General features: G+C 43.7%; 9 protein-coding genes. All 9 read left to right on the top strand.

The features are described from left to right. The first annotated feature begins 4 nt into the window (after window positions 1-4). The 9 genes from ACT29I_RS09310 (at window position 5) to ACT29I_RS09270 (ending at window position 16,580) form a co-directional block, all read left to right on the top strand. The gene (locus tag ACT29I_RS09310) at window positions 5-2,491 is read left to right on the top strand and encodes a glycoside hydrolase family 2 TIM barrel-domain containing protein (protein ID WP_430932151.1); all 2,487 of its coding nucleotides are present in this window, start codon (window positions 5-7) and stop codon (window positions 2,489-2,491) included. 126 nt (window positions 2,492-2,617) lie between these two features. Next, entirely contained in the window at window positions 2,618-4,078 is a 1,461-nt protein-coding gene (locus tag ACT29I_RS09305; protein ID WP_444793263.1) for a sulfatase family protein, read from the top strand. 133 nt (window positions 4,079-4,211) lie between these two features. Next, entirely contained in the window at window positions 4,212-5,741 is a 1,530-nt protein-coding gene (locus ACT29I_RS09300) for a sialate O-acetylesterase (RefSeq protein ID WP_444793262.1), read from the top strand. Window positions 5,742-5,755: 14 nt separating this feature from the next. After that, complete coding sequence (locus tag ACT29I_RS09295; protein ID WP_444793261.1) at window positions 5,756-8,056, top strand: glycosyl hydrolase family 95 catalytic domain-containing protein; 2,301 nt, start codon at window positions 5,756-5,758, stop codon at window positions 8,054-8,056. A 292-nt stretch (window positions 8,057-8,348) separates the two neighbouring features. Then, window positions 8,349-10,508, top strand: coding sequence for a glycoside hydrolase family 3 N-terminal domain-containing protein (locus tag ACT29I_RS09290; RefSeq protein ID WP_444793260.1), 2,160 nt, complete (start codon window positions 8,349-8,351; stop codon window positions 10,506-10,508). Between the two features lie 189 nt (window positions 10,509-10,697). Further along, on the top strand, window positions 10,698-12,368 hold the full coding sequence (locus ACT29I_RS09285) for an alkaline phosphatase D family protein (RefSeq protein ID WP_444793259.1): 1,671 nt from the start codon (window positions 10,698-10,700) through the stop codon (window positions 12,366-12,368). Between the two features lie 12 nt (window positions 12,369-12,380). Further along, window positions 12,381-13,871, top strand: a complete 1,491-nt coding sequence (locus ACT29I_RS09280) for a sulfatase family protein (protein ID WP_430932157.1) — start codon at window positions 12,381-12,383, stop codon at window positions 13,869-13,871. A gap of 67 nt (window positions 13,872-13,938) precedes the next feature. Beyond that, a complete protein-coding gene (locus ACT29I_RS09275) occupies window positions 13,939-14,115 on the top strand; it encodes a glycoside hydrolase N-terminal domain-containing protein (protein WP_430932158.1) in 177 nt (58 codons plus the stop codon). 146 nt (window positions 14,116-14,261) lie between these two features. Then, a complete protein-coding gene (locus ACT29I_RS09270; RefSeq protein WP_430932159.1) occupies window positions 14,262-16,580 on the top strand; it encodes a glycosyl hydrolase family 95 catalytic domain-containing protein in 2,319 nt (772 codons plus the stop codon). The last annotated feature ends 109 nt before the right edge of the window (window positions 16,581-16,689 follow it).

The raw sequence follows: 16,689 nt of genomic DNA, 5'->3' as shown, positions 1-16,689 counted from the left end.
ACAAATGATGCTTAAAAACCTTTGCAAAGGACTGGTATTTCTGATAATATTAGTTATGTGTTCCAGTTGTGTTCAAAATAAACCGGAGATTCCTCGTCAAAAAGTTAAAATCGATTTCGACTGGACTTTTTCAAAAGGCGATTTTCCTGAAGCCAAAGAACAATCATTCGACGACAGTAAATGGGAGAAAATTGACGTACCGCACGACTGGAGTATTTCCGATACATTTTCAAAAGATAATCCTACAGGTAAATCCGGAGGATTTGCATCAGGCGGAATTGGATGGTATAGAAAAGCTTTGAGCCTGGATGGTATTTCCAAAGGCTCGAAGGTAAGCATCGAATTTGGCGGTGTTTATATGAACAGCGAAGTTTGGATCAATGGGAACTATTTGGGAAAACGTCCCTTCGGTTACATCAGTTTTAATTACGATTTAACACCCTATCTGAATTTCGATGGCGAGAATGTACTTGCAGTTCGTGTCGATAACTCGAAACAACCCAATGCGCGATGGTACACAGGTTCGGGCATTTACCGCCATGTTTGGCTAGTTGCCACAAATAAGTTGCACATTGCCCGTCACGGTGTTTTTGCCACTACCGAAATTAAAGACGATGGTTCGGCTGCAATTGAAGTAAGTACTTCTATTATAAACGATAATGATGCAGATCGATCTATTAGTTTGCAAAATCAATTGTATTCTCCGGCTGGAGAGTTAGTTGCCGAATTTGAAACAGATGCTAATCTTGAACAGGATGGTTCTCAGGAAATTGTTCAGAATCTTACGGTTGCGATACCTGAACTATGGTCACCCGACCAACCCAACTTGTACAAATTGAAAACTGTAATCAGTCAAAAAAATAAAATAGTTGACGAAGTTGAAACCAACATTGGTATCCGAGAATTTACATTTTCAGCCGACAATGGCTTTACCCTAAATGGCAAAAGCATGAAGTTTCAGGGCGTGAACAACCACAGCGATCTGGGAGCATTGGGGGCTGCCATTAATGATCGAGTGTTACATCGTCGTCTTGAAATTTTAAAAGAAATGGGATGCAATGCCATCCGTACTGCCCATAACCCACCCTGCGACGAGCTTTTAAATATGTGCGACAGCATGGGGTTTATGGTCATGGATGAGGCCTTTGACGAGTGGTTGGAATCGTGGCCATTTGGAGGAGTTAAACCTCCGCGTGGTAAAGTAAAATACGGTTATCATTTGTTATTTAACGAGTGGGCTGAAAAGGATTTAACCGAACTGATCAAACGCGACCGCAACCACCCTTCGGTAATTATATGGAGTGTTGGAAACGAAATACCTGATGCTTGTTTCGAAGTAGGCGTGGAGCGTTTAAACAAATTAATCGACGTCGTTCGCGAGAATGATCCAACGCGGCCGGTTACTTGTGGAATTACCCACATGCACCTGGCCAACGAAAGTGGCTTTGCCAGCGCGCTCGATATTACTGGTTACAATGGCGGCGGCGGATCATGCTTTATGTACGAAAAAGATCATGAGACATATCCCGAAAGAAAATTTATCGCCACTGAAGTACCACACTCATTTCAGACACGAGGCATTTATCGCACACAATCGTGGTACCGTGGACAAAATCCTTTAGGCGGAATTATGAAAGTGCCGAATTTAACCGAAGAGGAAGTTTTTCCCGATCATCCAAAATATTACAGTTCGTCGTACGATAACGCTATGGTGCGTATTGGTGCACGCGATTCGTGGCGCCGCACCCGCGATTTCGATTATATGGCCGGCGAATTCCGTTGGACCGGTTTCGATTATTTGGGCGAAACCATGTTTGGCTGGCCTGCAAAATTGTGGAATTTTGGGATTATCGACATGTGCGGTTTCCCAAAAGATACCTACTATTTCTACAAAAGTCAGTGGACTGAAGAACCCATGGTGCATATTTTTCCGCATTGGAACTGGGAAGGTAAAGAAGGTGTAGAAATTCCGGTAGTGGCCTATTCGAACTGCGAAAGTGTTGAGTTGTTTTTGAATGGTAAATCACTGGGGGAAAAAGAAATGGGCGACAACATGGATTTGGTTTGGCTGGTTCCTTATCAGCCGGGTATCTTGATGGCAAAAGGGAAAAGCAACGGAGAAATATCCTGCGAAATGGAAATTGAAACCGCCGGCAAACCGGCAAAAATTGAAATGCTGGTCGACAATTCTACTATAAAAGCAAACCGTACCGATGTTGTGCATTTGGAAGTTAATGTTGTGGACGTACAGAACCGGTTTGTACCGGATGCTTCCAACAAAATTTCTTTTAATATTGAAGGCGATGCTACAATACTTGGAATCGACAATGGCGATCCTCTGAACCAGGCAAGTTTTGTTGGAAATGAAATTACGGCGTTTAACGGAAAGTGCCTGCTGATTGTGAAAGCCGGCAAAAACGCGGGTAAAGTAACGGTTACTGCCAAATCGGAAGGATTGGACAAAGCCGTGGCTTTAATTCAAATAAAGTAGCATGTACTAATTTTAAGAGGTATTTTATTCAACAAGGGGTATAAATCAATCGGGTAAAATTGAGCCAAGCGGAAAAATATGCGCACCCAGGATGGACAGCGGCTTTTTACTTTAAGTATTAAAATCATGAAACAAATAACCGTTTTATTCGCCATTTTTATTTTTGTTGTTTTTGAAAGTAAAGGGCAAAAACCTAACATCATTTATCTAATGACAGATGACCAAAACATATCTTCAGTTGGATGTTATGGAAATAATGAGGTGGAAACGCCAAATATGGATAAAATTGGGGAAGCGGGTATGATTTTCACAAAGCATTACAATACCACTGCCATTTGCATGGCAAGTCGGGCTACGGTAATGACAGGTATGTACGAATACAAAACGGGCACTAATTTCTCTCATGGAAATATGAAACCCGAAGTCTGGAAAAAATCATACCCGGTGCTTTTGCGGGAGGCCGGATACTTCACGGCATTTGCCGGAAAATTTGGTTTCGAAGTGGATGGGCTGGGGTTATGTGAAAAGGAATTTGAGATATGGGGTGGTGGTCCAGGACAAACTTACTATGAAACAAGGAAAAATAGTTCCATGGCGAAATACGCCAAAGACTTTCCTCATTCTACGTTGTCCTATGGCGCTTTTGGACAGGATGTGATTCGAGAAGCCGTGAAAAAGGATAAACCATTTTGTTTATCCATTAGTTTCAAAGCTCCTCACCGCCCAGTGTCGCCCGATCCAAAATTTGACCATATTTATGAAGGGAAATCCTTCACCAAGCCAGCAAATTTTGGGCGCGAAGCGGGAGAACACATGTCCGAGCAAAGCAAGCAGGGACGTCAGTACAAAAGGTTCCATGAATGGAAATATTCCACTGATTATGATGGCGTTATGGCAAAATACTACCAACTAATTTATGCTGTAGACGTAGCCGTTGGGATGATAATGGATGAGTTGGAAGAACAGGGAATTGCCGATAATACGATAATCATTTTCACCAGTGACAACGGGTATATTTGTGGTGCTCATGGCTACGCATCAAAAGTACTTCCCATGGAAGAGTCGTCACGGGCACCTTTAATGATTTACGACCCACGAAGCAAGAGTGCAGGCAAAAAAATACGGTGTGCCGCACTTACCGGAAACATCGATTTTGCACCAACCATACTTGATTTAGCTGGGGTGCAAATACCCAAAAACATGGATGGCGCAAGCCTTGTTCCGTTGTTGGAAAATCCGAAACACGATATTCATGAACAACTTGCTTTTATTAATGTATGGGGCTCTGCACCAATACAAAGCCTTACCTGTATTACAAAAGATTTGAAATATACCTATTGGTGGTATGGAAATTCGGAAATGGAACCATGTGAGGAACTTTACAATCTGGCTTCTGATCCCATGGAGATGAAAAATCTTGCAAACGACGAAAAATATGTAGAGCAGCTAAAGGTAATGCGTGCAAAATACGATATGGAATTGTTGAAATGGAAACAACAAGCGGTACCTTATAATAACTATCAGAAATATGCCAAAATATTCAACCGCACAATTCCCTGGCAACAAAAACAATTCACGGAAAAATAAAACATTCAAGTCAAACCAATCTATAAGAGAAATGCACAATCGTGCACCTTTTTAAATGAATAACGTTATTTTTCTTAGTACAGCACCGAATCTTTTTCAATTTTAGTGGATACGAATGACTAAAAAATATAAAATGAAACGTTTAATAAAAAACACGCTACTGTGTCTTGTCTTCTTTTTAGGAGCACAAACTTTATTCGCCCAAACCAAACTTCCTGCAATATTATCCGATAATATGTGTTTGCAGCAATCGGCCGAGGTGAAAATCTGGGGATGGGATAATCCCGGACAAACAGTTACGGTAAAACCCTCGTGGGCAAAAGCAGTTAAAACAGAAACGAGCGAAGAAGGTAAATGGCTGGTAAAAATTACTACACCCAAAGCCGGAAAAACTGGAACCATCAAAGTTACCGGTTCATCGCAAGAAACCATCAACAATATTCTGTTTGGTGAGGTTTGGTTATGTTCGGGGCAGTCGAATATGGAGCGGGCGCTGGGCTTCCGCGCCGGGCAGAAACCAATTGTGGGGTTCTACGAAGAAGCACAAAAAGCCAATTACAACAAAATTCGCATGTTTAATGTTCCTAAAGTTCCCACACAAACTCCGGTTGAGGATATAGAAGGTGAATGGGTGGAATGTACTACAGAAACTGCGCTTAAGTTTTCTGCCGTTGGATTTTTTTATGGAAAGGAGCTTCATGAAAATTTGAATACTCCGGTTGGATTGATTCAATCAGCCTGGGGCGGAACACCTGTTGAACCATGGACTCCTGAGGAATTTTATACGGAAAAAACACTCGATTTGATAAATAAATTCGAAAAGAGTGCTGAAGCGGATAGTGCGTATTACTTTCAGGCAGTAAAATATTACAAAGAAGGTATTATAAATATATATCCGAAATATCCGGTTAGCCTGTCTTACCACCGACGTAAACATGTACACAAGGCAGTTTTGTACAACGGAATGATTTCTCCTTTAATCAATTATTGTATAAAAGGAGCCATTTGGTACCAGGGCGAATCCAATGTGCCCAACTGGAAGGATTACAAAACGCATTTTCCGAATATGATTAACAGCTGGCGCGAAAAATGGGGCATTGGCGATTTTCCTTTCTATTTTGTACAAATAGCCCCTCGGGCTTACGACGATAAATATGGCCAGCCACAAATTGTAGAAGCTCAATGCGAAGCGTTAAAACTGAAAAATACCGGAGTGGCAGCTACGCAAGACATTGGCGCTGTTTACGACATTCATCCACCACAAAAAAGAGAAGTTGGACGCCGTTTGAGTTTAGTGGCTTTAAATCAAACCTACGGAAAAACCGATGTGGTTTATCAGGGGCCGGCTTTAAGTTCTTATAAGGCTGAAGGTGAAAAAATGGTGCTGGAATTTGAAACGCCGGGTTCGGAGTTGTATTCTTCAGGATTTGCCATTGGTGGTATTTATTCGTTTTATGTGGCCGGAGAGAACAAAATATTTTACCCCGCAAGAGCGAAGCAAGAAGGCAACAAAATTATCTTAAATTCAGCAAAAGTGCAACGTCCGGTGGCCGTGCGGTACAACTGGGCTAACAATGCCAACGCCACTTTATTTAACCTACAAGGTTTGCCTGCATTACCTTTCCGTACCGATGATTGGGATGATGTTTTTTATGGAGAGTAAATGAATATTGAAAAATGACAAAAAGAGCAGTTGTAATATTACTTACACTATTTCTTACAAATAGTCTGCGGGCTACCGATCCGGTGGTCGATAAGGTGCACTGGTCCTCCTTCATGGCCCATCATGATATGCTGTGGGATAGCTTGCCAGACAATTGGTTTAATGCACCTTTTCTTGGCAATGGGGAACAAGGCACGCTAATGTACAAGCTCGATGAGCAAACTCTGCGATGGGATGTTGGGTGTTCTGCGGCTCACGATCATCGCCCGGTTGAAAAGGACGATTATTCAGATAAAAATCCTACCGTGCTCAATTGCGGCCGGCATTTTATTGGCCACCTGCAGCTAAAGCTCCCTGAAGATGTCACCATGGCCCAGTCGCGCCTTTCGCTGTGGGATGCCGAAGCAACAGGTACGCTCAACACCAAAGGAGGTACGCTTGATTGGGCAACACTGGTGCACGCCACCGAACCCGTCATGCGTTTCGAGCTGTTGGCCCAGGGCACTCTCAAAGGGGCTAAGCTGGTATATGTGGCTGAGGAGGCGCGCAATCCCCGCGCGGTGCGTGCCCTGACGTTGAAAAAGCCGGTTGACGAAAAGCGCGTCCCCGCAAACCCTTCGCCCGTGCTCGCCACGCTCAACGACGGGGTGCATACAGCTGTCCACAACCTCCATGCTGGAGGACAGACCGCCGTCGCCTGGATACAGAAAACAGTGGGCGGAAAAACCCTTCTCTGGCTCAGCGTCAAGCATAGCTTCCCGAACAAGGACGCCGTAAATCAAGCTGTTGCAGCCGTGCGAAATGCCGCCCGGGCAGACCAGTCGGAATGGGTGCAAGAGCACCGCACCTGGTGGCACGACTATTATCCGCAAAGTTTTATCTCCACCGGCGATAGCTACTGGGACTCCTTCTATTGGATCCAGCAATACAAACTCGCCTGCGCCACGCGCGACAAAGGGTGGATCATCGACAATCAGGGGCCATGGTTGCAACTTACTGCGTGGCCTGCCCTGTGGTGGAACCTGAATGTGCAACTTTCGCATAGTGGGGGATACACGGCCAATCGACGAAGTATGGTGTCGGCTATGAGTCATCGACTTGACATCAATCGCGATAACCTTGCACAAAATGTTGCAGAACCCTACCGCACCGATTCCTATGCCCTCGGCCGTTCAACTTCGGGATGGGATCTCCTGGGTGACGCGGGCCAGCCGGGAGGCCGCGAACCCCTCGATGCAAAAATAGGCCGTGAAACCGGGAACCTGTTGTGGGGTATCCACAACATCGATCTGGAATACCGCTATTGGCAGGATACGGATTTGCGCGACAATGTGCTCTATCCGCTCCTCACACGCGCAGTGAATTACTACCGACATTTTCTGGTGGAAAATGAAGATGGCCAATTGAGCTTGCCCGAAACCTTCAGTCCCGAATACCGGATAGCCGCTGATTGTACCTACGATATAGACTTGCTGGGCTGGGGCGTAGGTCGCTTGCTTGAACTGGCAAAAGAAATGAAGCTGTCGCAGAAAGACGAGCCACTGATTCCTGTCTGGAAAGAAATTCAGGCAAAACTCGTGCCGGTGCACATCGATGAGGAGAGCGGACGAATGATTGGCCGCGACGTTGAGCTGACCGGGCGTCATCGCCACTGGTCGCACCTGATGGCTATTTATCCTTTGCGAACCCTTACTCCGGAATCGTCGGCAGACCGCGAACTAATTGATCGTAGCCTGACCCACTGGCACAGTTTCGGGCGGGCAATGGGCTATTCCTTTACGGGTGGTTCGTGTATGGCCTCTCTGCTTGGCGACGGCGAACGGGCCTTTGGATTCCTTAATGGACTGAAGTCGTTTTTGCAGCCAAATACCTGTTATTACGAAATTGATCACCTGCCTGTGATGGAAACGCCACTACACGGTGCCACCGCGATGCAGGAAATGCTGCTGCAAAGTTGGGGCGGAAAACTGCGCATTTTCCCGGCAGTGCCAACAGAATGGCCGGATGCTCAGTTTCACCAACTACGCGGCGAAGGTGGTTTTCTGGTTAGTGCCCGCCGCGAGCAGGGAAAAACAAAATGGGTACTTGTAAAGGCAGAAGCGGGAGGAACTGTAGAAGTGCAAACACAATTGGGAAATGCGAAATGGATTAACTCTAAAGGTGTTAAAGTGAGGAACGAGCAAGGAGTTTATACCATCAAAACAGCTCCCGGTGACTGGGTTCTATTCTGGCCAGCCGATCAGGCACAGCCTGAAACCAGTGTTACTCCTGTTGACCGCAGAGGTGAGGAATATCGATTTGGTCTTACCAACTAGTGATTGGTCAGAAAATAGAGCGTTTGAGCTAGAGAGTTCAAATCCAAGCGAAACACCTGTCACTATTCATCGGGGCAGAAGTTGGGTTTTACAGACAGCCCCAACTGGCTTAATTTGAAGTTTGTTTGGGTTTGGCGCGAGCATGAGAATCTAAAGGGAAAACAAAGTGTTCGCTGCACATAAGAATTGGAAAAAGCACAGTTTTAGAATACACAGGGGAGAATTCTTGAGGTAAAAAAAAATTAAAAATGGCAGTTTATATCCCTTATTGAGAACAAACAAAATAAAAAAAATGAATATAAAACCACAACTGATTTTTATTTTGGCGATTGTATTTTTGGGGGGATGTCAACCAGAGCAAACGGAGACGAAAGACCCAACAGTTGCTGACATTACAGGAAAAGTTGAATCTCTTATAGATCAGATGACGCTGGATGAGAAGATTGCACAGATGACACAAGATGTGCCGGCAAACAAAAGGTTAGGTATTCCTTTTATGAAATTTGGCGAAGCATTACATGGTTTATGGTTTAATGGCGTTACGGTTTACCCACAGGCAATTGCCAATGGGTCTACCTGGGATCCGGAATTAATAAAAAAAATGGCTTCACAAACGGCATTGGAAGCCCGCGCTCTAAATATTACACACTGCTATTCGCCTAATCTGGATGTCATATCAGGCGACCCTCGCTACGGAAGAGTCGAAGAATCTTTCGGAGAAGACCCCTATTTGGTGGCACGCATGGGGGTTGCTTTTATACAGGGAATGCAAGGTATGGGAGAGGAACAATTTGACGAAAACCATATTATGGCAACGGCAAAGCATTTTGTTGGTTACCCCGAAAACCGACGTGGTATAAACGCAGGTTTTAGCGATATGTCGGAGCGCCGTTTACGCGAAGTGTACCTTCCGCCATTTGAGGCAGCGGTAAAAGAAGCCCAAATTGGTAGTATAATGCCCGGACACCAGGATTTTAATGGTGTACCTTGTCATATGAATTCCTGGTTGCTTAATGATATATTGCGAAAGGAGCTTGGCTTTGATGGTTTTATTGTTTCTGACAATAACGATGTGGGAAGACTTGAAACGATGCATTTTATTCCTGAGACCAGAACAAAAGCAGCCATTCTTGGACTTAAAGCTGGTGTGGATATGGATTTGGTGCTGGATAAATCCCTTGCGCTTTCCTCCTATCGTTCTTCCATCTTAAAAGATACCTTGGAACAAAACCCTGACTTGATTAAATATATTGATCGCTCTGTATCACGCATTTTAACAGCAAAATACAAGTTGGGTTTGTTTGCTTCTTCGGGCAATGAATTTAAAACTGACACCGTTGTTAGTCGGACTGAGCATCAGGACTTTGCTCAGGAAATGGCAGAAAAAGCCATCGTATTATTAAAAAATGAGGATGATTTGTTACCCCTCGATATGGCAAGGCTTAAGTCGTTAGCGGTTATTGGCCCCAATGCACATCAACTTAAACCTAAAAGTGGCACCTATTCATTATTAGGTGGATATTCCGGCCTACCCCCTTATTATGTCTCTGTTTTAGATGGATTAACTAAAAAAGTAGATGGAAAAGTAAAAATAAATTATGCCCAGGGATGTGACTTACAAGGAGAATCCAGAGCAGGTTTTTCACAAGCCATAGCAGCAGCAAAAAAATCCGATGCTGTAATACTTGTCGTTGGAGGTTCCCGCAGAACATGTGGAGAAGGCGAAGACCGTGACGATCTTGATTTAACAGGTGTTCAAAATGAATTGGTTGAGGCTATCCATAAAACGGGTAAGCCCATTATTGTAGTGCTTATTAATGGTCGTCCTTTAAGTATTAACTACATTGCTGAGAACATACCTTCAGTTCTTGAAACGTGGTATTTAGGTATGCGCTCTGGTGATGCCGTCGCAAATGTCATTTTTGGAGATGTTAACCCGGGAGGAAAATTAACCGTTTCATTTCCTCGATCCGTTGGACAAGTACCTGTCACTTATTTGGAGCGTCCCGATTTTGTGGGTCATGGCAAAGGTCGTTATAAATACAGCGATAAATCTCCATTGTTCCCATTTGGGTATGGTTTAAGTTATACCACTTTTGAGTATGGAAATCCCGTATTAGCGAAATCGGTCATACAAGCAGGTGGTGCCACTACGGTGTCAGTGGATGTTACAAATACCGGAATGCGGCCTGGCGATGAAGTGGTGCAAATGTATATACGCGACGATTATGCCTCCGTGGGCCGTTACTTAAAAATGCTGAAGGGATTTAAGCGTATTAGCCTAAAACCAGGTGAAACCCAAAAGGTGGAGTTTGAATTAAATTCGGAGAATCTCGCAGTTTTAACACAGGACATGAACAAGGTTGTAGAACCTGGAACATTCACGGTTTCTGTTGGCGCTTCTTCGAGAACAGAAGATTTAAAGACGGTAACACTTACGGTTGTTAAGTAAGTATAATGCGGGCAACTTTGAAATTTCAAAAAGAAAGGGCTTTCCGGAAAAACATTTATAATAATGACTTAAATAGATTTTTTATTAAAACGAAATGAACCTCAAAGCTTTTTTTTTGATTTTAGCGGTCACCGTTTCCGCATATTCTCATTCAGAAAAACAAACACAGAACCTAAATATTAAAATTCAATGAGAATTACATCGAATACAAACGAAATAAATAATAATTTGAAAGACATAGCTTTATTGGTATTGGTAGCATTTCTTTTTACTTTTTGTCAAGCAGATAGGCCGGAAAACAAACCTGAATTACGCTATACTGATAATGCCAAGTCCTGGTATAATCGTAAAACTGGTGTAACTAAGTATTTAATTGAGATTGCCAATGGAAATCCCAAAGCTGCCATTGAACATGCCAACAAACAAGGAATTGATGCAGAGGCTTGTTTTGTGAAAGCATTGGCCTTTGCCCGAATGGGAAATGCCGACTCGGCCATGGCAAACGTGCATAAGTCGCTAAATTGGGGCTTAAGTATCGACCGCTACCAAGGTCCTCACGAAATGCTTGTTTCTTTAAATAAGTTACCCCAGTTCAAGAAATTTATTAAAAAGAATGGGACAACAATCGTTCATGGTCCAATGATTGGGCATACTACTTCAAGCACTGCAAAAATTTGGTTGCGTACATCTCATACATCAAAAGCCCAAATTGTTTTAAGCGAGAATAGAAGTTTCGACAATGAGATTTTGACTGCTGAAGTACAAACAAGTGGAGATTCAGAGTATACTGCAAAACTTGATGCTAAAGGCCTCATGGCAAAAACTACCTATTTCTACAAAGTAAAGATTGATGGTAAAATTCAAGATAAAGTTTACGAATTTACAACACAAGCTGTGGAAGGGCAGCCCGGCGAAACTACCGTAGCTTTTGGTGGTGGTGCCGCTTACATTCCCTGGCACTCGTACATGTGGAATACATTGAAATTGCATAATTTAAATGCAATGCTGTTATTGGGCGACAATGTTTATATCGACTATCCGGAGAACGCTGAAATTCAAAGGTACTGTTATTTTCGAAGGCAAAGTAAACCCGAGTTTCGTGATTTTTCATCGGGGACACCAATCCTTTCAATTTGGGATGACCACGATTTTGGCGATAACGATGAGTTTGGTGGAAAGGAAATTGATTCACCGAAATGGAAACGTCCGGTTTTTGAAGTTTTCCGAAATCAGTTTGCCAATCCCTATTATGGAGGTGGTGATAAAAATCCCGGTATATGGTACGATTTTCAAATGGCCGATATCGATTTCTTCATGTTGGACTGCCGTTACTATCGTGAACCTTCTAGTGCAGATGGAAATATCAAAGATCCGCAAATGTTGGGTCCTGTTCAATTAAAATGGTTAAAGGAAAAACTACTGGCATCGAAAGGGACATTTAAGGTAATTGTTTCCAGCGTTCCTTGGGCATATGGTGCTAAAGCAGGTATGGCCGGGCGATTCGATACCTGGCGTGGATATAAAAAAGAACGCAAGGAGATTTTCGATTTCCTGGCTGAAAATAAAATTGAAGGCGTTGTGCTTCTGTCTGCCGACCGACACCGCAGCGACTTATGGAAAATTGAGCGCGAAAACGGTTACCCATTATATGAAATGGAAAGTTCGAAACTGATAAATACACACACGCATGATTGTATGGACGACCCTGAAAGAATATTGTGCTACCGTGAAAAATGTTCGTTTGGGAAGCTTATCTTCAATACAACATCATCTGATCCAACGCTGCGATACGAAATATGGAGTATTGACAACGAAAAAGTGGAGGCGTACACAATCAAGCTCAGCGAGCTAAAACATTAAATTAAAACAAAAATGAATTATAAAACTTTATTTTTTCCGATTTTAGCGGTCCTTGTTTCCGCATGTTCTACTGTGGAAAAACAAACAGAGAAACCAAATATTATCATTATACTGGCTGATGATTTAGGAAGTGGTGATGTACATTGTTACAACGCGGATTCCAAAATTCCAACACCGGCAATGGACAAGGTTGCAGCTGAAGGAATTCGTTTTACCGATGCCCATACAAACTCAGCCGTTTGCACACCTACGCGCTACGGAATTATTACCGGGCGTTATTGTTGGCGCACATGGAAAAAGAAAGGGGTGTTAAATGGATTCAGCGAACACCTGATTGATCCGCAGCGAACGACCATTGCATCGCTTTTGAAACAAAATGGCTATTATACCACAGGTGTTGGAAAGTGGCATCTGGGAATGGATTTTACAATAGACACTGCCGGAGTTGTTGATTATGCCGGTAAAATTGAAAATAATCCAACAGTGAACGGCTTCGACTATTTTTATGGAATCTCAGCATCGCTCGATTTTCCTCCGTACGTTTATATCGAAAACGACCATTTTACCCAGGTTCCTACGCAAATACAACCAAAACAAGATTTTCCAAGGTATTTAAGGGAAGGTGACAAAGCTGAAAATTTTGATTTTGAAACGGCTTGGGAAAACCTGTTAAATAAAGCCGAAAGTTTAATTGATAAACGTCCAACCGATAAACCCATGTTCATGTATTTTGCTTTACCTGCACCGCATAAACCAGTGTGGCCCGACTCACGTTTTGTGGGCACTACAGAACTGGGAGCTTATGGCGATTTTGTGCATCAAACCGATTACGTGGTGGGCCGCATGGCCGACAAATTAAAAGCGGCCGGTATGGAAGAAAATACCTTGCTGATGATTACGTCAGATAATGGTTCGTTTATGTACCGCCTGGATGAAAGTGTGGAAGCTGACCATTTAATGAATGAGAATGTTCAGGGTTTTTACGCCAAAAACCACACGGCAAATTACATTTATCGCGGAACAAAAACCGATGTTTGGGAAGGTGGACACCGTGTTCCTTTCGTGGTACGTTGGCCGGCCGCAATTAAAAAAGGACAGGTGAAAGAACAAACCATTTGCACTACCGATTTTCTGGCAACTTTTGCAGATTTATTAGGTGTTTCCCTTTCCGAAAATGAGGGTGAGGATAGTTTTAGTTTTCTCCCTTTATTACAGGAAAACGACGATGCTTTCTCACGGGCTCCAATTGTGAATCACTCGGTTAGTGGTACATTTGCCATTCGAAACGGAGACTATAAGTTGGTCTTGGGTAATGGCTCCGGTGGTCGTGAAACTCCAAGAGGAAAGGCCTTTGAAAAACCATTTTCAATGTTCGATTTAAAAAAGGATATTTCAGAAACCACTGATATTATCGATGAGAACCGGGAGCTGGCAAATTCAATGGAAAAGACCTTAAAAACAATAATGGATTCAGGAACAAGTAAAAACTTAAACGATGAATAAACGAATAACTACATTTATCATTGCATTGGTGCTGATTTCAGGCATTTCAGAAACATAGCAAACCATTTTGTGGTACGACAAACCGGCGGAAAATTGGATGGAAGCCCTGTCAGTTGGAAATGGGCGTTTGGGTGTCATGGTATTTGGTGGCATTGAAAAGGAAACCATCCAGCTCAGCGAAGAATCGGTTTGGGCCGGCCTCCCGTTCCTGAAAACCGCAATGGAGACTGGAAAAAACATGTAGGGAATAATATTTTGTAATTAGGTGATCATATGAAACTGGCATGGCCAGGGCAAATAATCGGGCACACAGGAGCATAGCCTGCTCCGAACTTGATTCGGAGATTAGAATTTGCATTGGTTATCAAGGTTTTGCTAAATAATAAACAGATGAAGAATATATGGATAATATTGTTATCAGTCCTTTGTGTTGGACTTGCCGGCGCACAAAAATCTCCGAGTAAAAATAGGGGAATGGTTCTTAAAGCAGGCGATACCTGTTCGGGAATGGATGCCGTAGACTGGCCGGCTTTTATGGCCAATCACGATATGCAATGGGATTCACTTCCCGGAACATGGTTCGAAGGACCTTTCCTGGGCAATGGCGAGCAAGGTACGCTTATGTATAAAATCGACGGCCATACGCTCAGATGGGATGTAGGTTGTTCGGCAGCACATGAACACCGCTCCATGGAGGACGATGACCTTACGGAAAAGAATTTTACAGCGCTTAATCGTGGTAGACATTTTATTGGTCACCTGAAACTGCAATTACCAAAAGAAATAACAGAAAGCAAATCACGCCTCTCGTTGTGGGATGCGGAAGCGACAGGAACGCTTTTATCTAATGGAGGTGCTGTGGATTGGAAAACAATTGTACATGCCACAGAACCGGTCATGCGTTTCGATCTAGTTGCCGAAGGTAATCTTGAAGGAACTAAATTTACCTACATTGCTGAAGAAGCACGGAATCCACGTTCGGTGCGTTCCAACGCACCACGAACTCCGGTCAATCCTTCTCCGGCGCTTTCAACGTTCGGTGATGGTGTGCAAACTGCCGTTCAAAATCTAATTGCCGGAGGACAAACAGCTGTGGCATGGGTACAAAAAGAAGTGGGCGACACCACACGACTTTGGTTAAGTGTTCAACACAGTTTTCCGGGCAACGAAGCAGTAAGCAATGCTGTCTTGGCGGTACGTGCAGCAGCTATGGCCGATCAGAAAAAGTGGATGGAATCGCATCGCGAATGGTGGCACAACTATTATCCGCAAAGTTTTATTTCGGTGGGCGACCGCTACTGGGATGCTTTTTACTGGATACAACAATACAAATTGGCCTGCGCTACACGCGATAAAGGATGGATTATTGATAATCAGGGACCATGGTTGCAACCAACTGCGTGGTGCGCAACCTGGTGGAATCTGAATGTACAACTTTCGCACAGTGGTGGCTATGTTGCCAATCGCCGTGGAATGGTTTCGGCCATGAGTCATCAGCTGAATGTGAACCGCGAGAACCTGGCCAAAAACGTAGCCGAACCTTATCGTCATGATTCGTATGCCATTGGTCGAAACAGCTCGGGCTGGGATCTGGCGGGACATGCCGGGCAACCTGGAGGCCGGGAGCCCATAGAACCCAAAATTGGAAGTGAGATTGGAAACTTGTTGTGGGGGCTGCATAACGTAGATATGGAATGCATCTATTGGCAAGACAAGGAACTACGCGACACCGTGCTTTATCCGCTGCTAACTCGTGCTGTAAATTATTACCGACACTTTTTGGTAGAAAACGAGGAGGGTTTATTGAGTCTGCCCCAAACCTTTAGTCCTGAATATAAAATGGCAGTAGATTGTACTTACGATCTCGATCTGTTGAATTGGGGCCTGGGGCGTTTACTCGAAATGGCAGAAGAAAAAGGTCTTTCAGAAAAAGAAGAACCTTTAATTGCCGCCTGGAAAGAAATTAAAACGAAATTGATGCCGGTTCATGTTGATGAAGCAACCGGTAGAATGGTTGGAAAAGATGTCACATTAGATTATCGACACAGACATTGGTCGCACTTGTTGGCGGTATATCCTTTGCATACACTTACTCCTGAAACTAAGGAGAACCGTGAATTAATTGATCGTAGTTTAACGCACTGGCACAGCTTCGGGCGGGCCATGGGCTATTCGTATACAGGAGGGGCATGTATGGCTGCCATACTGAATGATGGCGACCGGGCCTTAGAGTTACTCAATGGTTTAAAGTCGTTTTTAAAGCCCAATACTTTTTATTCTGAAATCGGTTTGCCTGTGATGGAAACACCATTGCATGGAGCCACCACAATGCAAGAAATGCTGTTGCAGAGTTGGGGCAAACAGCTGCGTATTTTTCCTGCTGTTCCCGAAAAGTGGCCCGATGTTCAGTTTCACCAGCTTCGTGGTGAAGGCGCTTATTTGGCGAGTGCCCGACGTGAGCAAAGTAAAACCCAATGGGTGTTAATTCAGTCAGAAGCAGGCGGGGAAGTAGAAGTTGATCCTGCCATGCAGGATGCACAATGGGTGGCCTCAAAAAATACAAAGATTAGCCCAAATGATAGAGGTACGTACCACCTTGAAATGTCGCCCGGCGAATGGGTGATGTTCTGGCCCAAAGGTAAGGTTCAACCCAAACCGAATGTTACGCCTGTTGCTTTTCGCGGTGAGGAGTATCATTTTGGTTTGTAATACCCCTTATCATTTAAAGTAGGCCTTATAATTCATAAATCGATTATTTAAAAATAGCATCGAAAAATAGTTTTTAGAGGTGCGTATTGGTAAAAAGGAATGAAGCATA

The organism is Saccharicrinis sp. GN24d3 (assembly GCF_052400645.1).
Lineage (GTDB): Bacteria > Bacteroidota > Bacteroidia > Bacteroidales > Marinilabiliaceae > Saccharicrinis.
The sequence above is the reverse complement of the archived record's forward strand: the minus strand, read 5'-3'. Positions and strand labels throughout refer to the sequence as shown.